Annotated in this window: 22 protein-coding genes; 11 read left to right on the top strand and 11 right to left on the bottom strand. The window is 72.7% G+C overall.

Annotation, left to right across the window (positions count from 1 at the left end):
• The first annotated feature begins 39 nt into the window (after window positions 1-39).
• Window positions 40-1,626 carry a chitinase gene (locus Afe05nite_RS15460; RefSeq protein WP_203817795.1) on the top strand — a complete coding sequence of 529 codons (1,587 nt, stop codon included), beginning with the start codon at window positions 40-42 and terminating at the stop codon, window positions 1,624-1,626.
• A 113-nt stretch (window positions 1,627-1,739) separates the two neighbouring features.
• On the opposite strand, the gene Afe05nite_RS15455 is transcribed toward Afe05nite_RS15460, so the two are convergent.
• The gene (locus Afe05nite_RS15455) at window positions 1,740-2,507 is read right to left on the bottom strand and encodes a class I SAM-dependent methyltransferase (protein ID WP_203817794.1); all 768 of its coding nucleotides are present in this window, start codon (window positions 2,505-2,507) and stop codon (window positions 1,740-1,742) included.
• Window positions 2,508-2,642: 135 nt separating this feature from the next.
• On the opposite strand from Afe05nite_RS15455, the gene Afe05nite_RS15450 reads away from it, so the two are divergent.
• On the top strand, window positions 2,643-3,317 hold the full coding sequence (locus Afe05nite_RS15450; RefSeq protein ID WP_239117836.1) for a helix-turn-helix domain-containing protein: 675 nt from the start codon (window positions 2,643-2,645) through the stop codon (window positions 3,315-3,317).
• 114 nt (window positions 3,318-3,431) lie between these two features.
• Here Afe05nite_RS15450 and pip read toward each other — a convergent pair whose 3' ends face one another.
• The 6 genes from pip to Afe05nite_RS15425 all read right to left on the bottom strand — a co-directional run bounded on the left by pip (window position 3,432) and on the right by Afe05nite_RS15425 (window position 9,313).
• A complete protein-coding gene (gene pip, locus Afe05nite_RS15445) occupies window positions 3,432-4,379 on the bottom strand; it encodes a prolyl aminopeptidase (protein ID WP_203817793.1) in 948 nt (315 codons plus the stop codon).
• A gap of 35 nt (window positions 4,380-4,414) precedes the next feature.
• Entirely contained in the window at window positions 4,415-5,920 is a 1,506-nt protein-coding gene (locus tag Afe05nite_RS43770; protein ID WP_239117867.1) for a DUF222 domain-containing protein, read from the bottom strand.
• Between the two features lie 50 nt (window positions 5,921-5,970).
• Window positions 5,971-6,423: a GGDEF domain-containing protein gene (locus tag Afe05nite_RS43765; protein ID WP_239117866.1), complete on the bottom strand. Its 453-nt coding sequence runs from the start codon at window positions 6,421-6,423 to the stop codon at window positions 5,971-5,973.
• A complete protein-coding gene (locus Afe05nite_RS43760) occupies window positions 6,318-7,397 on the bottom strand; it encodes a hypothetical protein (RefSeq protein WP_239117835.1) in 1,080 nt (359 codons plus the stop codon). The genes Afe05nite_RS43765 and Afe05nite_RS43760 overlap by 106 nt, the downstream gene beginning before the upstream one ends.
• A 76-nt stretch (window positions 7,398-7,473) precedes the next feature.
• Complete coding sequence (locus Afe05nite_RS15430; RefSeq protein WP_203817792.1) at window positions 7,474-8,391, bottom strand: hypothetical protein; 918 nt, start codon at window positions 8,389-8,391, stop codon at window positions 7,474-7,476.
• Between the two features lie 88 nt (window positions 8,392-8,479).
• Complete coding sequence (locus tag Afe05nite_RS15425) at window positions 8,480-9,313, bottom strand: helix-turn-helix transcriptional regulator (RefSeq protein ID WP_203817791.1); 834 nt, start codon at window positions 9,311-9,313, stop codon at window positions 8,480-8,482.
• Window positions 9,314-9,471: 158 nt separating this feature from the next.
• Between Afe05nite_RS15425 and Afe05nite_RS15420 the strand changes: the two genes are divergently transcribed.
• Complete coding sequence (locus Afe05nite_RS15420; RefSeq protein WP_203817790.1) at window positions 9,472-10,443, top strand: SDR family oxidoreductase; 972 nt, start codon at window positions 9,472-9,474, stop codon at window positions 10,441-10,443.
• Here the strand turns inward: Afe05nite_RS15420 and Afe05nite_RS15415 are convergent.
• Window positions 10,440-10,793 carry a hypothetical protein gene (locus Afe05nite_RS15415; RefSeq protein ID WP_203817789.1) on the bottom strand — a complete coding sequence of 118 codons (354 nt, stop codon included), beginning with the start codon at window positions 10,791-10,793 and terminating at the stop codon, window positions 10,440-10,442. The genes Afe05nite_RS15420 and Afe05nite_RS15415 overlap by 4 nt on opposite strands.
• A 150-nt stretch (window positions 10,794-10,943) precedes the next feature.
• Here Afe05nite_RS15415 and Afe05nite_RS15410 point away from each other — a divergent pair, with 150 nt between their 5' ends.
• A complete protein-coding gene (locus tag Afe05nite_RS15410; RefSeq protein ID WP_203817788.1) occupies window positions 10,944-12,434 on the top strand; it encodes a DHA2 family efflux MFS transporter permease subunit in 1,491 nt (496 codons plus the stop codon).
• A 168-nt stretch (window positions 12,435-12,602) separates the two neighbouring features.
• Here Afe05nite_RS15410 and Afe05nite_RS15405 read toward each other — a convergent pair whose 3' ends face one another.
• Window positions 12,603-13,112 (bottom strand): TetR family transcriptional regulator, encoded by a 510-nt coding sequence (locus tag Afe05nite_RS15405; protein WP_203817787.1) that lies wholly within the window; start codon window positions 13,110-13,112, stop codon window positions 12,603-12,605.
• Window positions 13,113-13,184: 72 nt separating this feature from the next.
• On the opposite strand from Afe05nite_RS15405, the gene Afe05nite_RS15400 reads away from it, so the two are divergent.
• On the top strand, window positions 13,185-14,195 hold the full coding sequence (locus tag Afe05nite_RS15400) for an aldo/keto reductase (protein ID WP_203817786.1): 1,011 nt from the start codon (window positions 13,185-13,187) through the stop codon (window positions 14,193-14,195).
• Here Afe05nite_RS15400 and Afe05nite_RS15395 read toward each other — a convergent pair.
• Entirely contained in the window at window positions 14,192-15,061 is an 870-nt protein-coding gene (locus Afe05nite_RS15395; RefSeq protein WP_203817785.1) for an AbfB domain-containing protein, read from the bottom strand. The genes Afe05nite_RS15400 and Afe05nite_RS15395 overlap by 4 nt on opposite strands.
• Before the next feature lie 223 nt (window positions 15,062-15,284).
• Here Afe05nite_RS15395 and Afe05nite_RS15390 point away from each other — a divergent pair, with 223 nt between their 5' ends.
• The 6 genes from Afe05nite_RS15390 to Afe05nite_RS15365 all read left to right on the top strand — a co-directional run bounded on the left by Afe05nite_RS15390 (window position 15,285) and on the right by Afe05nite_RS15365 (window position 24,809).
• Window positions 15,285-16,382, top strand: a complete 1,098-nt coding sequence (locus Afe05nite_RS15390) for a toast rack family protein (RefSeq protein WP_203817784.1) — start codon at window positions 15,285-15,287, stop codon at window positions 16,380-16,382.
• A gap of 91 nt (window positions 16,383-16,473) precedes the next feature.
• Window positions 16,474-17,370: a DUF5995 family protein gene (locus Afe05nite_RS15385; protein ID WP_203817783.1), complete on the top strand. Its 897-nt coding sequence runs from the start codon at window positions 16,474-16,476 to the stop codon at window positions 17,368-17,370.
• A 71-nt stretch (window positions 17,371-17,441) separates the two neighbouring features.
• Window positions 17,442-18,347 carry an ABC transporter ATP-binding protein gene (locus tag Afe05nite_RS15380; protein WP_239117865.1) on the top strand — a complete coding sequence of 302 codons (906 nt, stop codon included), beginning with the start codon at window positions 17,442-17,444 and terminating at the stop codon, window positions 18,345-18,347.
• Window positions 18,344-19,012, top strand: coding sequence for an ABC transporter ATP-binding protein (locus Afe05nite_RS15375; protein WP_203817781.1), 669 nt, complete (start codon window positions 18,344-18,346; stop codon window positions 19,010-19,012). Before Afe05nite_RS15380 ends, Afe05nite_RS15375 begins: the two co-directional genes overlap by 4 nt.
• Window positions 19,009-22,119: an FtsX-like permease family protein gene (locus tag Afe05nite_RS15370; protein WP_203817780.1), complete on the top strand. Its 3,111-nt coding sequence runs from the start codon at window positions 19,009-19,011 to the stop codon at window positions 22,117-22,119. The genes Afe05nite_RS15375 and Afe05nite_RS15370 overlap by 4 nt, the downstream gene beginning before the upstream one ends.
• Entirely contained in the window at window positions 22,116-24,809 is a 2,694-nt protein-coding gene (locus Afe05nite_RS15365; protein ID WP_203817779.1) for an FtsX-like permease family protein, read from the top strand. Before Afe05nite_RS15370 ends, Afe05nite_RS15365 begins: the two co-directional genes overlap by 4 nt.
• 41 nt (window positions 24,810-24,850) lie before the next feature.
• On the opposite strand, the gene Afe05nite_RS15360 is transcribed toward Afe05nite_RS15365, so the two are convergent.
• Window positions 24,851-25,177 (bottom strand): TraR/DksA family transcriptional regulator, encoded by a 327-nt coding sequence (locus Afe05nite_RS15360; protein ID WP_203817778.1) that lies wholly within the window; start codon window positions 25,175-25,177, stop codon window positions 24,851-24,853.
• Window positions 25,178-25,334 lie beyond the last annotated feature (157 nt).

Raw genomic sequence — 25,334 nt, 5'->3', positions numbered from 1 at the left:
GACCGTCAAGTCGGCGCTCCCGTTGCCGATGCGGTGACCATGCAGAGCACGCTGACGGCCGACCCGCTCGCCGACCCCGACTGGCCGGAGCCCGAACCGCCCGCCCGACGGCTGTCCTGGCTGCGCCTCGGATTCGTGGTCCTGGTGGTGGCCGCGCTCGCCGGCGGTGGCACCGCGGCCGTCGTGCACGTGCGCGACTCGGCCGGTACGACCGCGAAGTCGTGGGCGGTGCCGTACGTCGACGTGACGCTCACCCCGACGTTCCAGTTCCAGGACCCGGACGCGAACCCGGCCAACGACGTCGCGCTCGCCTTCGTGGTCGCGTCGCCGGCCGACAGCTGTGCGCCCAGCTGGGGTGGGGCGTACACGCCGGACGAGGCCGCGTCGTCGCTCGAACTCGACAGGCGGATCAGCCAGCTCCGGGCGGCCGGTGGCAACATCATGCTCAGCCTCGGCGGTCTCAACAACTCCGAGCTCGCGGTCGCGTGCACCGATCAGATGCGCCTGACCGACGCGTACCGCCAGCTGATCAAGCGGTACGGCGTGACGACCCTCGACCTCGACATCGAAGGCACGGCCGTGGCCGACACGGCATCGCTGCAGCGCCGGGCGGCCGCCCTGAAGACGGTTCAGGCCGAGACCGGCGTCGGCGTCTGGTTGACCCTTCCCGTCAGCCCGGAAGGTTTGACCGCGGACGGGCTCAACGCGGTGTCGACCACGCTCCAGGGCGGTGTTTCCCTGCGCGGCGTCAACGTGATGACCATGGACTTCAACACGTCCGCCGCGGACCCTTCGGCCGCCCGTACCTCCGCCACCCGCCCGGACATGCTCGACCTGACCACCAGCGCCCTCGAGGCCAGCCACAAGCAGCTCACCGACCTCTACCTGCGGCTCGGCGTGAAACTGACCTCGCCCGAGGTGTGGTCGCGGATCGGGGCCACCCCGATGATCGGCCAGAACGACGTCGACAGCGAGAGCTTCACCCTCGCCGACGCGACCGGGCTGGCGTCGTTCGCCGTCGACAAGGGCCTCGGCCGGGTGTCGATGTGGTCGCTCAACCGCGACTCGCAGTGCAAGGGCACGTTCACCAACGTCGTGGTGCACGCCAACACGTGCAGTGGCGTTTCCCAGGACGCGCTCGCCTTCTCGAAGGTGTTCGCCGGACTCCCGATCGGCTCGTCCGCGCGGGACTCGGTGGCGATCCCGGACGCCTCACCGTCGACCGACGACCCGGCGAAGTCGCCGTACCCGATCTGGCGCCTGACCGCCCTCTACATCACCGGCTACAAGGTCGTCTGGCACGGCGTGGTCTACCAGGCCAAGTGGGCCAACTCAGGGGTCGACCCGGCCGCGACCAGCAACACGTCCAGCCCCACCCCGTGGGCCGTCATCGGCCCGGTGACCCCGACCGACGCCGCGCCGTCACCGAGCCCCACCGTCACCGGAGTGACCGCGAAGTGGACCTCGGCGACGATCTACGCGCGCGGCGACCGGGTGCTCTTCAGCGGCCTTCCGTACCAGGCTCGCTGGACGACCAAGGGCGACGTGCCGTCGACCGAGTACCCGATCGACGCGGACGACCCGTGGCAGCCGATGTTCGCCGTGCCGGGGGAGCCGACTATCTGACCTACCGACCCGACCGACCAGCCAAGCCCCGGGGCCGGCCAAGTGTCAGGGCCGGCCGAGTCTCGGGGCCGGCCGAGTCTCGGGGCCGGCCGAGTCTCGGGGCCGGCCGAGCGTCAGGCGGGCCGCCGGCCGATCCAGACGTCGCGGGTGGCGCTAATGGTGAGGTCGTCCCGGTTGGGCAACGTTGCGACGTACGTGTCCAGGGCCGCCAGCTCGTCGGCGGTGAGGCGGTCCGCCAGACGGTCCCGGGTGCGCTCCAGGGTGATCTGCGCGTACCGAACGGCGTTCTCCGGCATCGGTGGGCGTACCACGATGTCGAAGCGGCGTTCGCCTTCCAGCTCGAAGCCGGCGGCCTTGAGGCGTGCGCCCCAGTCCTCGCCCATGTGCAGGCCGCCCTCCTGGCGCATGCGGGCCAGTTCGGCGTGGCAGCGTTCCTCGAGGGCGGCGCCGTCCGTGTCGGTGAGGAAGCGCGGAAATCCGTCCAGCTCGGTGATCATGAAGGCGCCACCGGGCCGGAGCGTCGCGTAGACCTGGGTGAGGGTGCGCGCCGGGTCGGCGAGGTGGTGCATCGAGGCGGACGCCCAGACCAGGTCGGCCGGTCCGATCTCGGGCCAGTCGCCGTCGAGGTCCGCTTGAACTGTGCGGACCCGATCGCCCAGACCGCTCTCGACGGCCCGATGGTGCAGCCGCCCGAGCATCTCCACGTCCACGTCGACGGCGGTCAGCCGGGCGCCGGGCAGGTGCCGCGCGAGCGCGATGGTTCCGGTTCCGGTGCCCGCGCCGAGGTCCACGATGCGTGGCTGCTCCGGTACGAGCGAACCCGCCCAGCCGATGACCTCGCGGAAGTACTCGTGCAGGACCTCGGCGTCGAGGTCGAGCATCTGCGCAAGGTGCCCGCCCTCCGCGTCCCCGCCTGCGTGCGCGTCCGCTGCGTGCCCGGCCCCTGCGTGCCCGGCCCCTGCGTGCGTGCTCCCCGCGTGCGCGCCCGCTGAATGGCCGCTGTGCTGATGCGGGCTGTGCTGGTGCTCGTGTTCGTGCTGCGCGTGCGGGTGACTGTCCTGACCGTGATCGTGTGCCATGCCAACAACGCTACCGCCACCTTGCGTCAAAGGCATACAATCTTGCGTATGACGCAAGACGGTGAGCTCGACGCGTTGGTCCGGCAGCGCATCCGGGGTCTGCGCGTGGCCCGCGGCTGGTCGCTCGACGAACTGGCGGCGCGCAGCTACCTGAGCCCGTCTACGCTCAGTCGCATCGAGACCGGCCATCGGCGGATCGCACTGGATCAGCTCGCGCCGATCGCGCGGGCGCTGGGCACGACCCTGGACCAGTTGGTCGAGTCCGGTCGTGACGAGGACGTGGTGATCCGCCCCCATCACGACGACAACCGCGGGATCACGACGTGGCTGCTGTCGCGCGAGGGCGCCCCCACCGGGATGACCGTGGCCAAGTTGCGGGTGGATCGTCAGGTTCCGGCCGACCTGCGCGTGCATCCCGGCCGCGACTGGTTCGTCGTGCTGTCGGGCACGGTCGTGCTGCGCCTGGCCGAGCGCACGATCGTGGTCAAGGCGGGCGAGGCGGCGGAGTTCTCGACGATGGTTCCGCACGCGTTCGGCTCGACCGGCGGCCCGGCCGAGATCCTGTGCATCCTCGACCATGAGGGCGAGCGGTCCCACCTGGGACCCGGCTAGTGCTCTCGTCGGCCACTGCGCCCCACCCCCGGCCAGCGTTGCCGCTCAGTCGAGCGGCCCGCTCAGCCGAGCAGCCCGCTCAGCCGAGCAGCCCGCTCAGCCGAGCCGGCCCGCTCAGCTGAGCAGGTCGGCGAAGTGGTCGGTGGCCTTGATCAATCGCTCGGTCAAAGCCGGCTCGAGGGACGAGTGACCGGCGGTGGGGACCACCTGGAAGTCGGCCTCGGGCCAGCGGCTGGCGAGGTCGTACGCGGTGATCGGCGGGCAGCACTGGTCGTAGCGGCCCTGGATGATCACGCCGGGGAGGTGGCGGATGCGGTCTACGCCGTCCAGGAGTTGCGTCTCCGAGGCGAGGAAGCCGCCGTTGACCATGTAGTGCGCGAGTATCCGGGCTGTTGGCAGGACCGTCTCGTCCGCGGTGAGTGTGTTGATCAGCTCCGGGTCGGGGGTCAGCGAGCAGATGATCGCCTCCCAGCGCATCCACGCGTCGGCACACGTCCGGGCTTCGGCGGCGTCGTCGCCGAGCAGGCGGCGGTGGTAGGCGGCCAGGATGTCGTCGCGCTCGGCGGGCGGGATCGGCGCGATGAACCGTTGCCACTCCTCGGGCTGCAGGCGGTCCACGCCACGTTGGTAGACCCATTCCAGCTCAGCGGCTCGCACGAGGGTGATGCCACGCAGGATCAGCCCGGTCACGGCGGTCGGGTGGGACTGCGAGTAAGCCAGGGCGAGCGTCGAACCCCACGACCCGCCGAACACCAGCCACGCGGAGATGCCGAGGCGGACCCGGATCGTCTCGATGTCGGCGACCAGATGCCACGTCGTGTTCTGATGCAGGGAACCGAGCGGCGTGCTGCGGCCGGCCCCGCGCTGGTCGAACAGCACGATCCGGTAGCGGGCCGGATCGAAGAATCGTCGCGCCGTCGGCATCAGTCCGCCGCCGGGCCCGCCGTGCAGAAACACGACCGGTATGCCCGCCGGGTTACCGACCTCCTCGACGTACAGGGCGTGGCCGTCTCCGACGTCGACGGTGTGGGTCGCGTAGGGCTCGATCTCCGGGTAGAGCATGCGGCGACGGTAACAACCACGGTCTCGTGCCCACGCTATTGGCGCCGGTAGAAGGCTTTCTGGCGGGGGCGGCGTTCCGGGTCGACGCCGGCCGGCGGAACGAATTCCGGGAACCCGTCGGCGTCGAGGCGGACCTCCCACTCGGTCTGGTGGACGAGCGTGTGGTGGTGCCGGCAGAGCAGACAGGCATTGGACAGCGCGGTTTCGCCGCCGTCGGCCCACGGCACGATGTGGTGCGCGTTGGCCCAGCCCGGTGGTCGGTCGCAGCCGGGGAAGGAGCATCCGCCGTCGCGCAGGTTGAGAGCGCGGCGGATCGGGCCGACCAGCAGCCGGCGGGCCCGGCCGAGGTCGAGGACCTGACCCGCGGTGCCGAGCACGGCCGGGATGATCTGCGCGTCGCAGGCCAGCTGCCGCGCTTCCGCGGCGGAGATCGGCGAGCCGTCGTCGAGCCGGCCGGGCCCGCCCCGGTCCGGCCGCCGCCCCGCTCGGGTGGGTGCCTGGCCCGCGGACCTCGGCCCGTTCCCGGCCGGGCCGTTCCCGGCTGGGCCGTTCCCGGCTGGCCCGTTCCCGGTCGGCCTGTTCCCCGCCGGCTCGGCACGCGGCACCCGGCCGGCGGGCGGCCCGCTCGGGGACCCACCCGCCGGCCGGGTGCCGCGCCCCGATGAGGCTTCCTCCGATCGGGTGGCGTGCGCCGGCACCGCATCGCTGATGTCGCGGTCCCCGGTTTGAAGCGTCTCGATCGGGATGGTGACGACCACCTGAGCCGCCTCGCCGGCGGACGTCGGCAGTTCACCCGTGCGTAGAGCCAGCGCGCAGACCTCGACCAGGGCGTCGGCCCGGCGCTGCACCGGTGTGCGCGGCGAACCCTCGACGTCGCGGCCGGGATGGCACAGCGGGCTCAGCGCGGAGTTGACGATCGCGGCCGCGGTGGCTTCGAGCGAACCCGCGAGTCGCACGGTGCCGTCGCCCAGCGGGCTCAGCGTGAACGCCCGCTTCCGGCGAGCGCGCGCCAGCTGCCGCCGCGTGGCTTCCTCGTCGTGCCGGTCGGCCGCGTCCGGATCGACGTGCGAGAGGATCCGTGCACCGAGCCGCCCGAGCGTGACCGGATCGAACTCGCAGGCGAAGGAGATCAGCGCCGACTCGGCCTTGTCGAGCAGGTCGCGGCCCGCTTCCGGGGGTAGGTCGCCCATCGCGGAGGCGATGGCCAGCGCCTGATCGGTCGCGACCGCCCCCGCCGAGACCGCGGTGTCGAGCTTGGCCGACCCGTCGAGGGCGGCTCCGAGGGCGGCGAGTCGCTGTCCCGTGGCCGGACTCATGCGCAGCCGCTGGCGGAGCCACACGACGGTGCTGGAGGCGGCCTCGATCTGCGGGATGCCGCGCACCTCGGCCTGCCGGACGAGCCGGGCCGCGATGGCGGTGACCTGCCGGACGCCGGCCCACGCCTCGTCGAGGCAGGCGAGCAGTTCAGCGTCGGGCAGCGCCCACACGGCAGCCTCGGCGCACTCGCTGAGCGCCGCCCGGCTGCCGACCAACCCCTCCATCACGCCGCCACATTAGAACACCCGTACGACAACTTCCGAACGGCTGACGGCTAAGCGACAGCAAGGCTGAGGGCACCGATCGCCTTCGACTTCTTGGCCTCGTACATTGCCATGTCGGCCCGGGTCAGGACGTCGTCGGTGCGGTCGTCCGGCTGGGCGTGGGCTACGCCCACGCTGACGCCGATGCGCACCTCGGTGCCGGCCGCGGAGAGGGTACGGGCGGCCAGCGCACCTATCCGCGACGCGATCACCTCGACCGCGTCCTCGCCGCGGGTGACGATGACGAACTCGTCGCCGCCGAACCGGCTGACCATGTCGCCTTCACGGAGGTCGGCCCGCAGGTGGTCGGCGACCGCGACGAGCAGTTCGTCCCCGGCGGCGTGCCCGAGCCGGTCGTTCACCGGTTTGAAGCCGTCGAGGTCGCAGAACAGCACGGCGAGCCCGGCCGGGTCGGTCGCGAGCGCCGCGGTGAGGTGGTCGACGCAGGCCGCGCGGTTGGGCAGCCCGGTGAGCGGGTCGGAGGTCGCCATCCGGCGGAGTGCCCGCTCGGCCGGCGGCGGGCCTGGGACAGCCGGGCGATCCGGATCATCACGAGCGGGATGAGCGCGGCCGACGAGAGGGCGATCAGCGTGCCGTCGGTGGGCAGGCCGAAGATGACCCGGCCGCCCCCGATGAGCGGGCTCAGGGCGAGCATCGCGCCGAGGAACGCGAGGCGGCGGGTGCTGAGGTCGTCCACAGGCGCTTCGCCGGGTCTGGTCACGGTCGCGACCGAGGGGTGGAGGGCGGCGCAGCCGAGTACGGCGTACGCGGCCAGGTAGGCGACGTTGGTCCAGTCGGCGCGCGCCCCGGTGAGCGGGTCGACGGCGAGCGCACCCGCCACGTTGCCGAACAACGCGATCCCGACCGAGACGGTGAGCAGTCGCACCGAGGTGAGCTCGCCCGCATCGGCGGGGGAGGCGAGGGAGATCCGCAGGAGGGCGCCGAGGGTCCCGGCCATGACGAGAACGTTGACGAAGACCGCGACTTGGCGTCCCGCCGTGGCGTGCTGGTCGCTGAGAGCCGGTAGTAGCAGGGAGTCCCAGAAGATGCCGGTGAGCGCCAGCGCGGTGATCACCGAGTCGATGATGCCGCCGATGTCGCGGCGCCCGCGTTGCACGATCACGACGAGGGCGGTGCCGAGCACGAGGATGCTGCCGGCACCGAGGAAGACTTCGGCGACGGTGCCGTCGCCGGTGGTGTTGCCGTCGACGACGACGATCCAGAGCCAGATCACGGTGCCGATGTTGTAGAGCGTCATCGCGGCGAGCAGCAGCCACCAGGCGAGGCGCCATCCGGCCGGGGCCCGGCGGAGCGCGACGAGCACGGCCGGCATGACACCGATCGTGACGAGCAGGAAGAACGCGGACCGGTTCGTCGAGGAGGGGAGCAGCGCGTACAGCGCCACGACGATCGAGGTCGCAACGGCGTACAGGCGCAAGGGGAGCACGTCCGACTATCGGCCGACGCGCCACCTTCTTGAGGGCCGGCTACCTGAGGACCGGCTACTTGACGGCCTAGCAGTTCTCCTTGATCTCCAGCGCGTGGTCGGCGCGAAGCAGCGCATCCTCGTCCTGGATCGGCCCGGCCGCTCCGGCGCCGGGTGGCGTGGGTGCGAGCAGGCCGCGCTTGATCGCCGCGCAGTCGATGAGCGCGTTGTAGGCCCGCACCGGCCCGAACCACATGCCTTGATCGCCGGCGCGCAGGTCGGCCGTCGACGGGAACCGCCATCGGATCTCGTCGTGCACGACGGCGAGCGGCTTGTCGGCTCGGTCGAACGCGTACACCCAGACGAAGTTGGTGGTGACGCGCAGCGTCTGAATTCCGTCCTCTTTGACGGAGGTGTAGGTGACGCGGCCACTGACTCGCGGTTCTTCCCGGGCGTCGAGCTTCACTGCCGGATCGATCCATGTCGCGTACGTGTCGAAGCCGTCCCCGGCGAAGTCCTTCTCGAGCATTTGGCGCTGGTTGGCCGCGAACATCGCGACGAACCGCCCCGTTTTGTGCCCGACGAGCATGTCCTCGTCGAGCCGCCCCGCGATCATGGCCGCGCGCACGTGTCCCAGCGCCGCCTGCACCTGATCGGCGGAGAATCCGGGCACCGCCCGGGCCGGCGGAAGGGTGATGCCCGCGGCCCCTTTCGGATAACCGGCCGCCGCCGTTCCCGCAAACGCGTCGGTGCGTGCCGCCGCTTCCGGCGAGGTGGTGACGCTGATCGCGGGCGGCGCGGCCTCGATGTCGTCGGCCGGCCCGGCGTCCCCGCCCGTGGAGACCGACCGAATCACGAACACCAGCACCGCCACGGCCGCGAGCCCCACCGCGCCCGCGGGCAGGAACCGGATCCAGCGGAGCCGTCGCCCCGCCTTGACCTTGCGCTCGGTCCGTGCGGCCCAGCCGGACAACTGCTCGAACGGATCCGGCGGATCTTCTCGCATAGCCCCGATTATCGCCCGCCGACGCCGTCCGCGGGATCCCCTGTGGACGCCGTTGCGGAACGAACCATCCAGGTGCGGCAGATCCGTTTCAGGCGCTCGCCGACAGCACCGACAGGAATTGGAGCTTCTCGTGGCTCTCGGTTCCCGGAGCGGCCGTGTAGACGAGAAGCGAGTGCGACTGGTCCGGGTCGAGAAGGGCCTGACACGTCACTTCGAGCGTGCCGACCTCGGGGTGGACGAACCGTTTGACGTGGCTGTAGCGCACACCGACTTCCTGTTCGTTCCAGAAGCCCCGGAACTCCGCGCTGCGGTCGAGCAGATCTCGCTGAAGGTGAGCGGCCCACGAGTCGGGCCCACGCAAGGTGACCATCTGCCGTAACCCGGAGGCGAAGACCCGTGAGTGCAAGTCGTGGTCCTCCGGGTGATAGCGCGCCCGGCAGGCGGGATCGGTGAACCATCGGTAACCGAGGCTGCGGGCCGGCCCCGTGTAGCGGGTGAGGTCACCGGTGAGCGAGACCCCGAGCGGAGTCTGCCTCAGCGTCTCGCCCAATTCCGTCACCACCTCGGCCGGGGTGTCGGCCAGCCGGTCCAGGATGCGGAGCAGCCCGGGGCTGATGTGCTCGCTGGCGGCACCCCGCGACGGCGGTTGGTGACCGGCTAGCCGATACAGATGGTCACGTTCGTCGAGCGTCAGGTGCAGTCCCTGCGCGATCGACGCGATCAACTGCTCGGACGGGTTGGGGCCGCGCTCCTGCTCGAGCCGACTGTAGTAGTCGGCCGACAGGTGGCAGAGCGTGGCCACCTCTTCGCGACGTAACCCGGCCGTCCGGCGCCGTCGTCCGCGCGGCAGGCCGACGTCCTCCGGCTGCAGCGCTTCCCGGCGGTGTCGCAGGAACGCGGCAAGCCCGGCTCGATCGATCATTTCTCGGTTTTACCACCGGCGCCGCGCCGCAGCCGCGGACCGTTAGACCGTGGCTAACTCCCCGGCTACCCGGCAGCCTGAGAACGGCCCAAGAGCCTGAGAACGGCCCAGAAGCCTGAGAAGGCCGGGCAAACGCCGACCGAAGATGGAGTACGACCATGGCACGCACCCAGCCGGACATCACCGTTCCCGACCTCTCCGGGAAACTCGCAGTCGTCACCGGAGCCAGCGACGGCGTCGGCCTCGTCATCGCGGCCCGCCTCGCCGCTGCGGGCGCTGAGGTGATCATGCCCGTACGCAATCGGGGCAAGGGCGAGGCCGCGATCGAGAAGATCCGGCGGCAGCACCCGGGCGCCGCTCTTTCGCTGCGCGAGCTTGACCTTTCGTCGCTGAGCTCGGTCAGCGCCCTCGCCGCCACGCTGACCGCCGAGAACCGCCCGATCCACCTTCTGATCAACAACGCCGGCGTGATGACCCCGCCCGAGCGCCAGCTCACCGCCGACGGTTTCGAGCTGCAGTTCGGCAGCAACCACCTCGGCCACTTCGCGCTGGTCGCCCACCTGTTGCCGCTGCTGCGCGCCGGTCAGGCCCGGGTGACCTCGCAGATCAGCATCGCCGCCAACCAGAATGCCATCAACTGGCCCGACCTGAACTGGGAGAAGTCCTACAGCGGCGGCCGCGCGTACAGTCAATCGAAGATCGCCTTCGGCCTTTTCGGCCTGGAGCTGGACCGGCGCAGCCAGGCCGCCGGCTGGGGCATCACCAGCAACCTCGCCCACCCGGGCGTCGCGCCCACCAACCTGCTGGCCGCCCGCCCGGAGCTCGGCAGATCAAAGGACACGCTCGGCGTACGGGTGATCCGCACCCTGTCCCGGCGCGGCGTCCTGCTCGGCACCGTCGAGTCGGCCGCCCTCCCGGCCCTGTTCGCCGCCACGTCCTCGACCGCCCGCGGTGCCCGCCTCTACGGCCCGAGCGGTCTCGGTCACCTGGCCGGTGCGCCCGCCGAGCAGGCCCTCTACTCCCGCCTGACCAGCACGGACGAGGCCCAGCGCAGCTGGCGGACCGCCGAGCGACTGACCGGCGCCGCGTTCCCCGCCGCGCAGTCCCCGACCAGCGCCCCGCGGAGCTAGCGAGCAGGCGGGGCGTGCACCTGTCGCTCGCCCTGGAGCACGGCGACGACCAGCATCAGGACGGCCGGCACAAACAGGCAAGCACCGAAGAACACGAACAGAACGCTGCCGACCGCGATCAGCGCGATCGCCGTCCAGGCGGCCGCCATGAATGCGGCGCGCCGGCGGAACAGCTGGGGTGCCAGTGTGCTCAGCGTGGCGGTTCCGCCGAGGAACCAGCCGAACTGCCGGAGATCCGCCGCCTCGCCGGAGTGGACGACAACTCCGACCATCACGCAGTACACCGTCGCCGCCCCCGCGCACCATCGCGCGGAGGCCGGCGTCAGCGAATTTTGAACGCGTTCAGCCACGAAGTGGATCTTAGGCCGAGAGCTGGAACCCGATCACCGGGTGGTGCCGGGGTTGCTTTTCGGGAGGAGCCGCCCAGCACCTCCTCAAGTCCCACGCCGAGTAACCGATGCATCCGGGGATCCGTCCCCGCAGCTCGTGAAAGGCGTTCCATGAGTACCGCAACCGAAGTCACCCGCCCGTCCGGCCCGGTCGGTCAGGACACCGGCGATGGTCGCTGGTGGTCGCTTGTCGTTCTCGCCATGGCCCAGCTCATGGTGGTGCTCGACGCCACGATCGTGAACATCGCCCTGCCCACCGCCCAGACCGACCTCGGTTTCTCCGACGCAGGCCGGCAGTGGGTCGTCACCGGCTACGCCCTCGCGTTCGGCAGCCTGCTGCTGCTCGGCGGCCGACTCAGTGACTTCTTCGGCCGCAAGCGCATGTTCCTCATCGGCCTCACCGGTTTCGCGCTCGCGTCCGCCCTGGGTGGCGCGGCCAACGGGATCGAGATGCTGATCTTCGCGCGTGCCCTGCAGGGTGCGTTCGGTGCGGCCCTCGCCCCGGCCGCCCTGTCGCTGTTGTCCACCACGTTCACCGAGCCCGCCGACCGGGGCAAGGCGTTCGGCATCTTCGGTGCCATCTCCGGCGCCGGCGGCGCGGTCGGCCTGCTGCTCGGCGGCGTGCTGACCGAGTACCTGTCGTGGCGCTGGTGCCTCTACGTCAACCTGGTCATCGCGGTCGTCGCCGCGATCGGCGCCCTCCGCAAGCTGCAGGACGAGGCGATCGCCAACCGCGACCGGATCGACGTCCCGGGCGCCGTCGCCGCCATCGCCGGCCTGGTCGGCCTGGTGTTCGGCCTCGGCAAGGCGGAGACCGACGGGTGGACCGCCCCGGTCACGCTGATCCCGATGATCGGCGGCGTGCTCGTGCTGATCGCCTTCGTGTTCATCGAACTGCGGGTGCCGCATCCGTTGCTGCCGCTGCGTGTGGTGCTCGACCGTAACCGAGGTGGCTCGTACCTGTCGATCGGCATCGCCGGCGCCGGCATGTTCGGCATCTTCCTGTTCCTGACCTACTACCTGGTCTCGTTCCTGGGCTTCACCCCGATCCGCACCGGCCTCGCGTTCCTGCCGATGCTGGCCTCGATCATGCTGTCCGCGACCACGCTGGGCGCGCTGCTGACGCCGAAGATCGGCCCGCGCCCGCTGGTGCCGGTCGGCGCCCTGATCGCGGCCGCCGGCATGGCCTGGATGACCCGGCTGGACCTGGACTCGTCGTACGCGTCCGGCGTCCTGCCCGGCCTGATCGTCATGGGTCTCGGTCTCGGCCTGATCTTCGCCCCCACCCAGAACGCCGCCACCAGCGGCGTCGACCACCACGACGCGGGCGTCGCCTCGGCGATGATCAACACCGTGCAGCAGATCGGCGGCTCGATCGGCACCGCCCTGCTGAGCTCGTTCGCCGCCTCGGCGGCCACCGACTACCTGGTGGGCCGGACCCCGTCGGCGCTGGTCCAGGCGCAGGCCCAGCTGTCCAGCTACCACACCGTGTTCTGGTGGTCGGTCGGCTTCTTCCTGCTGGTCGCGCTCGTCTCGGCGGTGACCTTCCGCAGCGGCCCGCTCGACGTCGACCCGGACGCCCCGAAGGCGATGGCCCACTGAGCGGTCACCGGAGGAACCATTGCAGGGTGGCCGTGCACGTCGCGGCCACCCTGCGCCCGCCGGTCCCGCGGTGCGGAGCTGTCAGCCGGCCCGCTCGGTCAGCCGGCCCGCTCGGTCAGCCGGCCCGCTCGGTCAGCCGGCCCGCTCGGTCAGCCGGCCCCGGCTCTGTCAGCCGGTGAGGATGCGCCGGCCCGCGGCCAGCAGGTGGTCGCGGAAGTCCTCGTCGTCGAGGCCGGCCACGGCCGGGTCGGCGCCGGCCATCATCAGGCCGCCGCTGATCACCGCCATGCGCACCCGGCTGCCCGGGTCGGGGGCGGTGCCGCCGAGCAGACGGCGGATGCGGTGCAGGTTACGCACCGCCGGGTTGGACCGCAGGATGCGGATCACCACCGGGTCGAAGCTCAGCGTCGTCGACACCTTGCGGAACTCGATGACCAGGTCGACCACGCCGGCGAGGACGGCTTCGCGGCGGGCGGCGTGGCCGCGCTGGGCCTCGGCGTGATCGGCGATCACCGCGAAGCGGTCGAGGGCGGGGGCGATCACCGCGAGGACGAGGTCGTCCATCGGCGGCATCTGCTCCGGCGGGACGCCCGCGCGGTCGGCGATCATCCGGGTCGAGGTGGCACTGACCCCGTGGGCGGCGAACAGGTCGAGTGCCGCCGCCAGTAACCGGTCCATGAATCCGAACCCTACGGGGCCGGAGAGATCGACGTTGACCTGGAGTGCGCTCCAGGTCCTAGCGTCGTCGGCATGCAGACGATCGAACTGGGCCGGACCGGCACGCAGGTCAGCAAGCTCGCTCTGGGCGCGATGCAGATGGGCAACGCGACGAGCGAACCGGACTCGATCCGGATCCTCGACCGCTATCTGGACGTCGGCGGGTCCTTCATCGACACCGCCGACTGCTACGAGTGGTGGGCGAGACCGGGCAGCCGCGGTGGGGAGAGCGAGGAACTCCTCGGCCGCTGGATGCGCGCCGGTCACCGGCGGGACGACATCTTCCTCGCGACCAAGGGCAGCGCGCTGCCCACCTATTCGCCGGACCTGTGGGCGGCGGACGGCACGCCCGACTGGGAGCTGGCCCGGCGTACGTTCGCCGGGGCGGGCGCCCGGACCCTGCGGGATGCGCTCGACGGCAGCCTGCGGCGGCTCGGCACCGACCACGTCGACCTCTATTACCTCCACGTCGACGACAAGGCGACGCCGCTGGCGGAGACCCTCGAGGCACTGGCCGGGCTCGTCTCGGCCGGCAAGATCCGTTACCTGGGCTGGTCCAACGTGCGCACGTGGCGGCTCGAGCGGATCCGCGGCCTGTGCGAGCGCAACGGCTGGCCGCTGCCGGTCGCGGTCCAGCAGCAGCACAGCTACCTGCGGCCGAGGGCGGGCCTCGAGAGCACGTCGATCGTCGGTGCCGAGCAGCTCGACTATCTGCGCGACAACGACGACCAGACGCTTGTCGCCTATTCGCCGATCCTGAAGGGCGTCTACGACTCGGCGGCCAAGCGGACCGGCCACTGGATGATGGAGAGCTACGCCGGCCCGGACGCCGACGCGCGGATCGCGGCGGTGCGGGAGGTCGCGGCCGAGGCCGGGGTCACGCCCAACCAGCTGGTGCTGGCGTGGCTGATGCACCGGAGCGAGCCGCGGGTGCTGCCGCTGATCGGCCCCCGCACCACCCAGCAGTTCGAGGACGCGCTGCCCGCCCTGGACGTGAAGCTCTCCGACGAGCAGCTCGACCGGCTGGACCGCGCGGGCGCCTAGGCCAGGGCCGTGCGCACCACGAACGCCGTGCCGGTGCCCTGCTCGAGGCGGAAGACGTCGTCTCCGCCGAGACGCAGGGCCCGGTCCGGGAAATTGCTCGATTCCAGGACGACAGCGCTGCCGTCCGGGGTGGGCCTGGGGCAGAACGAGGCGTCCTGGTTGAACATCTGCGGGTTCTCGCGCGCGCCGCGCCGCTCCAGGCGGAGCACGAAGTTCTTGTGCCGCAGGTAATAGCCCGGGTAATTGACCGACTCGAACGAGAAGCAGCGGTCGCTCGCGAGTCCGGTCCGCACCACGAAGCTCGAGTCGGCCTTGTCCAGGGCGTTACTGGAAGACCCGATGGCATCGGCCCGGGCGACCCAGTTGCGGTGTCTGAGGCGTACGCCGGACCGGCCGTCGATCTCCAGGCCGATCCGTGCGCCGGCGACGAACTGGACGGGTGCCGCCGGCGGCTTGGTCACCGCCGGGGCGGAGGTGGGCGCCGCCGGGCGCGTGGTGCGATCGGCGACCGGCCGCGTGGTCGGGGCGATCACCACCGGCGGGGCCGGGGCGGCGGCGCTGGTCGCCGGGGCCGGGAGCAGCGAGACCGGGGTCAGCGGCGCGAACGAGGGGAACGCGAGCTGCTCGGTGATCCCGCCCGGCCGCTCGTCGTCGGCGGTGACGATCAGTGCCATCACGCCGGAGACACCGACGACGACCGCGGCGCCGCAGGCGAGAAGCACCTGACGGGCCTTCGTGGAGGGCTCGGCCGCCGGCCGGACCGGCAGGCGCGGAGTGTACGGAATGAGGGCCGTCGGAGCGTCGGAGAGCGGGTCCTGGAACCACCCGTCGGTCCGAAGGTCGTTCAGCTCGTTCTCGTGGGGCATGTAACATCCGCTCCTACGGCCTAAGACCTTCTTAAACTTTCGAAAAGGCATTCTTGCGGCGAAAGAGGCTTTAGGCAAGGGTGCGAGTAAAGCCCGTCTTTGGCCGGTTCCCGAACGTCTCCCGCCGAAATCGAACCGACGACCGGTGTCCCCGCGTATTGATCCACGACGCCATACGCAGCCGGGCGCAGGGGGTGCCCGGCCGTACCGAGGAGACGATCGCGTGGACGGCTCCGCTTCGAGTGACCTCGACACCCCGGCTCCCGGCTCCCACCCCGAGTCGGCCGGCGGCCTGCCCAACATCTCCGACTACTGGCCGGACGCGCCCCATCGGATGGGACCTGCCGCCGACTGGTATCCGGACGGGACCGAGCCCGCGGAACCGGCCTCCCCGCCGTACCCTCCGGAGCCGCAACCGACCCTGCTGATCAGCCCCCCGCCCCGCCCGGCCCGCCGCGGCCTGCGACTTCTTCTCGCCGTCCTGGCCGCCGTGGTCTTCCTCGGCGGCAGCGTGCTGGTGCTGGCCCGGATGGTGCTGCGCGACGGCCCGCCGGCGCAGCCGGGGGTGACCGCGGCGCCCGTGCCGGAGCAGCCCGACGGCGCCCTGCCCGCTGACCAGAATCCGCCGGTGTCGGTGGAACCGGCGCCGGTGCCGACGGTGAGCACCGGCCCGAGTGCGCCGAGTGCGCCGAGCACGCCGAGCGCGCCGCCCCCGACGAGCCCGGCCCCGGCCGCCGCACTGCCGTTCACCTCAGGCACCTTCGAACTGACCGACGACGTGGTCGAGCTCAACGTGACGAGCGCCGACCTCGGCACCGATACGGTGCGGTTCAGCACCCCGGCCGGCAGCGGGCTGCGGCCCCGCCTGACGATCGGCGGCAGCACCGCGAAGCTCGACCCGAACGCCGCCGCCGGTAAGGGCAGCGGGCGGCTCGACGTGAAGCTGAACAGCAGGGTGACCTGGGCGATCCGGATGACCGGCGGGGTGACCACGGCGAACTACGACCTGGCCGGGGCCCGGCTGCGCCGCGTCGATCTCGGCGGCGGTGCCGCCCGCATCACGATGGACCTCGGCAAGTTCGGCGGCACGTTGCCGATCAAGATGTCCGGCGGGGTCAACACCTGGCAGATCACCACCGCCGAGCCGGTGCCGGTGACCGTGCTGCTGCGCGCCGGCGGCGGCAAGGTGGTGCTCGACGGCCGCACGACGAACGGGATCGACAAGGGCACCCGGCTCACCGGGGGCAAGGGCGCCGGAGGCCCGGCCCTGGACATCGACGCGGTGGCCGGACTCGGCACCCTGACCGTGGCGGCCGACTGAAAGTAGCCGCGCCGGCACCCAGCGGAGTGGGCCCGATCAGGTTGCCGACAAGGTGCTGGCCCGGCGAGGACGTGGTGCTCACCCTGGTTGCATGACGACATCGTTCGACCGGGAGCTCGTGCGCGGAAGCGCCGGCCTGTTCAAGGAGATGAGGCAGGAGTTCTCCGCGCTCGGGATCCCACCGGGCCGCGGTTGGGACCCGCTGCGGCAGCGGATGGGCGAGGTCCTCGCGGACCAGCCGCAGGGCATCGACGCCGTGATCAAGAAACTGGTGATCACGCAGGAGATCTTCGACCGACTACCGCCCAGCCCCGCGGCCAACCGGGTCGCGGCGTTCAACACCCTCTACCTGACGATCACCCGCCGGGTCGACGGGGCGCTGCGCACCGGCGTCAACGAACCCGACTTCCTCGAGCTGCTCGACGTCGAGTTCGCGAAACGCTACTTCGACGCGCTCAGCCTGTGGAACAACGACGACGAGGCCACCCCCGACGTGTGGGAGGTGCTGTTCAAGCGCAGCGGCGACGTCGCCATGTCCAAGCTGACCGCGGCGATGCTCGGCGTCAACGCCCACATCAACCACGACCTGGCGCTGGCGCTGATCGGCACGTGGAACGAGGTGGGCGCGCCCACCGACGACACGATCCATCCCGACTACCTGCTGGTCAACCAGATCTTCTACGAGGAGATCCCGCCCCTGCGGCGACTGTTCTCCGACGCCTGGCAGCTCGAGCTCGACGAACTCGCCGGCAGCCTCGACGACTGGTCGCAGCGCCTGCTCGTGCGGGTCACCCGGGCGCACGCCTGGGACCAGGCCCGGCACCTGTGGGACCTGCGCGAGGACCCCGAGGACTTCGAGGCCGCCCGCCGCGCGATGGACCGGGCCGGGTCGCTGATCGCCGAGTGGGCGATCTTCGGGGACCGCCTGGTGACCACCGCCGGCTGGGGTGTCGACGGCACCCTGAAGGTGGTGCGTAAGTTCTTGTGACGCGGCTCGCGCCTTAGCTGTATGGTGGGCGCCGAACGGGGCCCGAGGAGGACAGATTGTCAGCACCACCGCTGTCTTTTCCTGCTCCTCCACCCCCCACCCCCGAGTTCGGCGCCGACGCGCTCATCGTCTGCGAGAGCCTCGTGCGCATCTATCAGTCCGGGCCGATCGAGGTGCAGGCGCTGCAGGGCCTCGACCTGATCGTCGACAGTGGCGAGATGGTGGCCGTGGTCGGCGCCTCCGGGTCCGGCAAGTCCACACTGCTGTCCATCCTCGCCGGCATCGACGCGCCGACCGCCGGACGGGCCCGGGTCGACAAGTGGGACCTGCTCGGCATGTCCCGCACCGACCGCGTGCGCTACCGGCGCAAGGCGGTCGGTTTCGTGCGCCAGCAGACCGCCAGCAACCTGGTGCCCTATCTGACCGCCCGGCAGATGGTCGACCTGCCGATGACGGCCGCGCGGGTGGCCACCGGCGTGCGGCGGGAGCGCAGCCTCGAGCTGCTGCGCATGCTCGGCGTCGGTGACTGCGCCGACCGCCGGCCCGGTCAGCTCTCCGGCGGCCAGCAGCAGCGCGTCGCGATCGCGGTCGCGCTCGCCAACGAGCCGCGCGTGCTGTTCGCCGACGAACCCACGGGTGAGCTCGACACCGCCACCTCGGTCGAGGTGTTCGGGGCGATGCGCGACGTCAACCGCGAGCTCGGGGTGACCGTCGTCGTGGTCACCCACGACCCGTCGGTCAGCGGCCAGGTCGAGCGTACCGTCGCCATCCGGGACGGCCGCACCAGCAGCGAGGTGCTGCGCCGCACCGCCACCGCCGACAACGGCGACACCCACGTGATAGCCGAGGAATACGCCGTGATGGACCGGGCCGGCCGGGTGCAGATCCCGCGCGACTACCGGGAGGCGCTGGCGCTCACCCGTCGGGTGCGTCTCGCGCTCGAACCCGACCACGTCACGATCAGGCCGGACGCATGATCCTCACCGTCCAGGGGGTGCACCGCACCTTCGGCAGCGGGGCCACCGCCGTGCACGCGCTGCGCGACATCTCGTTCGAGGTCGAGGCCGGCACCATGGTCGCCCTCGTCGGCCGCTCCGGCTCCGGCAAGACCACCCTGCTCAACGTCATCGGCGGCCTCGACCGGCCGGACCAGGGCTCGGTCACCGTCGACGGGGTCGAGGTGACCGGCATGGACGAGTCCCAGCTCTCGGATCTGCGGCGCGACAAGGTCTCGTACATCTTCCAGACCTTCGGCCTGATCCCGGTCCTGTCCGCCGCGGAGAACGTGGGCGTGCCGCTGCGGCTCGCCCGCACCGCCCGCGCCGAGCGGGAGCGCCGGGTCGACCTGCTGCTGCAGCTGGTCGGGCTGGCCGAGCACGCCCGGCAGCGACCCGGCGAGCTCTCCGGCGGCCAGCAGCAGCGCGTCGCCATCGCCCGCGCGCTCGCCGCCTCGCCCCGCCTGCTCATCGCCGACGAACCCACCGGGCAGCTCGACGCCGAGACCGGCCTGTCGGTGATGGCGCTGCTGCGGGGCGTCGTCGAGTCCGAGGGCGTGACCGCGCTCGTGTCCACCCACGACCCGGTCATGATGGCCCTCGCCGACCGCGTCATCCACATCGCCGACGGTCAGCTGACGACGTGACCGCGCTGCTCCTGCGGCGCGCCCGGGCCCAGTGGCCGCTGCTCCTGTGCCTGCTCGCGGTCCTCACCCTGGGATCGACGCTGCTCGGGGTGTCGGCGCTGCTCGTCACCCGCACCTCCGACCGGGCTGTCGAGGTGGCCGCCTCCCGGGCCGCCCCGGACGAGGTCTCGGCCACCGCCTACACCGTCACCATCGCGGCGGCCGACGCGCGTCCGGTGGCGGCCGACACCCGGATGGTCCTGACCTCGGCCCTCGCCCCGTTCCACGCCACCACCTCGACCCGGGCGTCGTCGGTGATGCGCACCCTGCCGGCCTTCAGCGACGACAACCGCGACCTGCTCAGCGAGGCCTACCTGTCCGGCGTCGAGGGGATCGAGGACCAGGCCCGCCTCGTCACCGGCCGGTGGCCGCGGGCCCGGGGCGAGGCCACCCTGTTCGACAACACCGCGCGGCTGCTCGGCGTCAAGGCCGGCAGCCGCCTCGAGCTGGGGCGTGAGCTGGGCCGCGACCCGGCGCCACCGATGACCGTGACGGTGGTCGGGATCGTGCACCCGCTGCCCGACGCCGGCTGGGACCGTGATCCGCTCGGCGGGGCCGGGTTCGACCCCGATCCCAAGGACGCCGTCTACGCGAAGGACGTCAACGCGTACGGGCCGATCCTGGTCGGGCTCGACGACCTGCTCGCCGGCGGCTCCGCCCTCGACCGGCTCGAGGTCACCGCCCGCCCCGACCTCAGCGATCCGTCCGGTTCCGACCTGGACCGGGTCACCGAGGCGCTGCTCGGGGCCGACCGGCGGCTCGGCGGCACACTCGGCGACCGGGTCTCGATCGAGCGGGTCTCCTCGCCGCTGCCGCAGACCCTGCTCGACGCCCGGAACCAGCAGGAGCTGACGGCCGGGTCGGTGCTCGCGCTCGCCCTCATCGGCATCCTGCTCACCGCCATCGCGCTCGGCCTGGCGGGCCGGCTCACCACCGGCGTACGGGCGGGGGAGACCTCGCTGCTCAGCGCGCTCGGCACCAGCCCCGGGCAGCTCGCCGCGCTCGCCTCCGCCGAGGCCTTCCTGCTCGCCGGGTCGGCCGTGGTGCTCGCCGTCCCGGCGTCGTCCGGACTGCACGCGCTGCTCACCCACGTGCCGCCGCTGTCCGGGGCGGGGCTCGCCACCCGGCCGGTGGTCACGCCGGCTCAACTGCTGGCGGTGGCCGGCGGCGCCGTCGCGCTGGCCGTGCTGCACGTCGTGCTCGCCATCCGGCCCGCCTCCACCGGGGACCGGCGCGGCCGGCGCGAGCTGCTCGCCCGCTCCGGCGCCGACGTGCTGCTGTTCGCGCTCGCGGTGGCCGGCTGGTGGCAGCTGCGGGCGCAACCGGACGCCGCCGACTCGCGTGCCGACACCGTACGCGTGCTGGCCCCCGCCCTGCTCCTGGCCGCCGGCGCCGCCCTGACCCTGCGCCTGCTCCCGCCGCTGCTGCGGTGGGCCGAACGGGCCGCCGCGAGGACCCGCGGCCTGGTCGTCGCGCTCGCCGCGTTCCAGGCCGCCCGCCGGCCGCAGGCGTTCGCGGCCGGCCTGCTCATCGGCCTCGCCTGCGCGGCCGCCACGTTCGGCACCGCGTTCGGCGCGACCTGGACGCAGTCCCAGCACGACCAGGCCGACCTGCTTGTCGGCACCGACCTCGCGGTCACCCTCGACGCGCCCCCGGTCGCCGGGCAGAGCGCGGCCGTCGCCGCCGCGACCGGCGCGACGATCAGCCCGGCCGCCGACCGGAACGTCGCCGTCGGCCAGTGGCTCGGCGGAACGGGGGCTCCACCGCGACTGATCGCGGTGGACACCCGCCGGCCCCTGATGCGGGGCCGCGGCTCGGCCTCGGTCGCGACCGGCATCGCGCCCTCGGGCGCGGTCACCGGCCCGTCGCCGGCCGCCGGCGCGGTCCTGACGGTGCGGGGGACGGCGACCCGCGACACGCCCGTCGCCGTGACCCCGCGGCTGCTGCTGCAGGACGAGGCCGGCCTGCGGACCGCCTGCACCGGGCCGTCGATCGTGCTCGACGGCCGGCCCCACTCGATCCCCGACTGCGTGCCGGTCGCCGGGCTGCGCCTCGTCGCGGTGGCGCTGCCGTTCGTGTCGGGCTGGGAGGGCGATCCCAACAGCAAGGTGGACGTGACGCTGACCCTGCCCGGACCGGCCGCCGGGTCGTGGTCGGCGCACGCCGCGTCGCCCGAGTCGCGGCAGCTCACCGATCCGGCGGTGGCCGCCGACGGCAACCGGTTGCGGATGCGGGCGGGCGTCCAGTTCGCCGACCCGTCCGACCTGAGCCGCATGCTCGTCGCCACCACGTTCGACGATCCCGCGCCGGTTCCGCTCGCCGTGTCGGCGCGGTTCGCCGAGGACACCAACGCCCACCTCGGGACGGCATTGAGCCTGACGTACGGGCTGACGCCGGTCTCCGCCGTGGTCGCCTCGATCGTGCCGACCGTGCCGTCCGCTCCCGGCTCGCCCTCGGCGCTGGCCGACATCGACACCCTGTCCCGCACCCTGGTGATCCACGGTGACTTCGATTCGCCGGTCACCGGCTGGTGGGCGGCGAACCCCCGGTCCGACGCGGCCGCGAAGGTCGCGGCCCTGCACATCGGCAAGTCCAAGACGCGTACGGGGGAGACCGCGCGCCTGGTCGGCAGCCCGTTGCGGGCCTCGGTGCCGGCCGTGCTCAAGGTCCTGGTGGCGGCCGCGATCGCACTGCTGTTCGGCGGTGTCGTCCTGCACGTCGCCTACGACGTACAGCTGCGGGCGCTCGAGGTGGCCCGGCTCCGGGGCCTCGGCATGTCCCGCCGTGACATCCGCGCCGCCCTGCTCGGTGAGCACGCGGCCGTCCTGTTGCCGCTGCTCGTCACCGGTGCGCTGGTCGGCGCCCTCGCTACCGTGGCCGTCGCGCCGCTGCTGATCCGTTCCGACACCGGCGCCGCCCCGGTGCCGACCGCCGCACCGCACTGGCCGTGGCTGCATCTCGGCCTGCTGGCGGCCCTGCTGATCGCCGGGGTGGGGCTCGCGGTCGCCGCGGTCGTCACCGTCCAGTCCCGCCGCGCCGACGCGGCCCACCTGCGAGTCACCTCATGAGCGCCCTGCACTGGCCCAGCATCCGGGGCCGCGCCCGAGCCGACCTGGGTCCCCTGCTTCTGGTCGCGGTCGTCGTCCTGCTCATCACGACGCTGGCCGCGGCCGTACCCCCGCTCCTGCGCAGCACCGCCGACAAGGCCGCCCGGGAAGCGATCCGCCGCGCCGGATCCGACGCCGCGGTGCAGGTGCAGGCGGAGTGGGAGCCCGACTACGGACCCAACGGCGGCCGGGTCCGTTACCCCTCGCTGTCCGAGGACGTCGACGACTTCCGCACCCGGGCCGAGGGACAGCTCGACCCGGAGCTGCGCACCGCGCTGAAGGCCCCGATCACCGCCGTCAGCAGCGTGACGCTGCAGGTCACCGATGGCAGCGTGCAGCGGCACTTCCAGGCCGACTACGTCCGCGACGAGCACGGCGGGCCGGCCGTCACCTGGGTCTCCGGCCACGCGCCCGGGGCCACCGCGGCCGGCAACATCGAGATCCCGCTCAACGGCCCGAAGTGGCAGGTGCAGGTCGGGCTCTCCGAGGCCAACGCGGCCGCGCTCAAGCTCCGGCCGGGTGATCCCGTGCCGGTCCAGGACGACCTGCGCACCAAGTACAACGTGCTGGTCAGCGGCATCTTCCGGGTCGACGACCCGAACGACCCGGCCTGGCTGGTGGCGCCCTGGCTCGTGCGCCCGGCCGCCGACCTCGACGGCTCCGGAAGCACCCGCCTGGGCGGGCTGCTCACGGCCGACTCGCTGCCCGACGGCCGGCTCGCCTTCCTCGAGGACCAGTTCCGGCGTACGGTCTGGTTCGCCGCCGACCCTGACAAGATCACTTGGCAGTCCGCCCAGGAACTGGCCGCCACCGTCGCGGCCCTGAAAAGCACCTCGGCCTCCTCCGGCGAGCGCGACTCCTCGCTCAAGTGGGACACCCGCCTCGACGGCGTCCTGCGGGACGTACGCGCCCAGGTCGACGCCGCCCAGGCCCAGGCCTCGGTGCTGCTGATCGCCGTCCTCGCCGGCGCCGTACTCGTGCTGCTCCTCGCCGCCGACCTGCTCGCCCGCCGCCGGTCGGCGGCCCTGACCACGGCCCGGCAGCGGGGCGCCGGGCTGCCCACCCTCTTCGCCGAGTTGCTTCTCGAGTCGCTCGTGACCGCCCTGCCCGCCGCGGCGCTCGGGCTGGCGGCGGCCTATCTTCTGGCCGGTGGTGCCGCGCTGCCCTGGGCCGCGCCGGTCGTCGTCTGCGCCGTCCTTGCCGGTCCCGCGTTCGGCGTTCTCGCGGCCGCTCGCGCCACCCGGGACCGTCGCGTCCCCGCCAACCGTTCCGCCCGCCGGTGGCAGGAACGCACCGTCCAGTTGCGCCGCGCCTCCGTCGACCTCGCCGTGCTGGCCGCCGCCGCCGGCGCGATCGTCTCGCTGCGCCAGCGCGGGGTCGCCGACACCGCCCTGCCGGCCGGCGCCCCCACCCTCGGCGTGGTGGCCGGGGCGCTGCTGCTGGTGCGCCTGATGCCGGCCGGCACCGGCCTGGTGCTGCGCCAGACGCTGCGGTCACGCAGCCCGCTGGCCGTCTTCGGGGCCGCCCGCGCCGCCGCCACGTCCACCCGGGCGCTGCCGCTGCTGGTGCTGACCACGGCGGTGGCCCTGGCCGGCTTCGCGGTGACCCTCGAGGCGACCACCGCCCGGGGCATGGCCGACGGCGCGTGGCAGTCGGTGGGCGCCGACGCCCGTCTCGACGCCGGCCCCGACAGCTCGGACAAGATCCCGGAGATAGCCGCTCAGGTGGCCGCCGCGCCGGGGGTGACGCGGGCGGTGCCGGCCCAGGTGATCGACGGCGTACGCGTGATCGCCGACGGCAATTCGCTGACCCCGAGCCTGGTGATCGTCGACGCCGCGCAGTTCCGGCGTCTCCTGGCCGCCACCCCGCTGCCCGACGCCCCCGGACTGAACGGCCTGACCGGCCCGCGGGCCCTGGTCCGCGCCGGCGACGGCAGCCTGCACCCCGGCCAGACCCTGCAGCTGCGCCTGCCCAACGACAAAGTGGTCCTCGGCAACTCCGCCGACAGCACCGTCTACCCGCTGACCGCCGTCGGCACCGCCCCCATCGTGGGCAGCGCCACCGACGTGATCGTCGTCGACGCGTCCGCGGGCCTGCCCTACCACCCCGACACGATCTGGGCGACCGGCCCGGGTGCGGCCGCCGCCGTCAAGATGCTCGGACTGGGCGGCCACGTCGAGGTCCGGTCGGAGGTGCTTTCCGACCGCCGTTCGCTGCCCCTGAACGCCGGCCTGGCCGCCCTGGACTGGGCTGCCGCCGCGACGTTGCTGCTGCTGGGACTGCTGAGCTTCGCCCTGGCCGCCGCCGCGAGCGCCCCGTCCCGCTGGGAGACCCTGGCCCGCCTGCGCACCCTCGGTCTGCGCCCCCGCGACGCCCACCGGGTCGCCGCCGCCGAGCTCCAGCCCCCAGCCCTGGTCGCCGCCGTCTGCGGCCCGCTGCTGGCCCTGCTCCTGATCAAACTGACGTTCGCCCCGCTGGCCTTGCGCACGTTGACCGGCCAGCTGTCCGACCCGGCGATCACCCTGCCCTGGTGGCTCCCGGTAGTGACGACCGCACTCCTGCTGGCAACCCTGGCCGTCGTGGTGGCCGCCGAGTCCACCGTCCGCCGCCGGCTACGCCTGAGCGACGTCCTCCGAGTCGGCGGCCCCTAGCCCTATCCGCCCGCCTCACCCGCAAGTGGCCCGCCCCGCCTTCACGCGCACGCGATGCACCACCGGGCGAACGGTCGCGCCTCGAGCCGCTCGGCGGCGATCGGCTGCCCGCATCGTTCGCAGATGCCGTAGGTCCCCGCGTCCACCCGCCCGAGCGCGTCGTCGACCTCGGCGATCCGTTCCCGGGCCGCCCCCAGCAGGGAGGTGAGCTGGGCGCGCTCGAAGCCGATCGTCGCCCCCTCCGGGTCGTGCTCGTCGTCCGCGTTGGAGTCCCGCGAAGCCACGAACAGCGCCTCCAGGTTCTCCGCAAGCGTCGCCGCCTCGGCCACCGAGCTCGCCCGCAGCCGAAGCAGCTCATCCCGCACCATTCGCGCAGCCTAACCATCTCCGGCCCATCCGGCGGCCGGCACGTGCGAGCATGACGCCATGAACGACCCGCTCGCCGACCCGCCGCTCGCCGACCCGCCGCTCGCCGACCCGCCGCTCGCCGACCCGCCGCTCGCCGACCCGCCGCTCGCCGACCCG

The organism is Paractinoplanes ferrugineus (assembly GCF_016862195.1).
GTDB classification, from domain to species: Bacteria; Actinomycetota; Actinomycetes; order Mycobacteriales; family Micromonosporaceae; genus Actinoplanes; species Actinoplanes ferrugineus.
The sequence above is the reverse complement of the archived record's forward strand: the minus strand, read 5'-3'. Positions and strand labels throughout refer to the sequence as shown.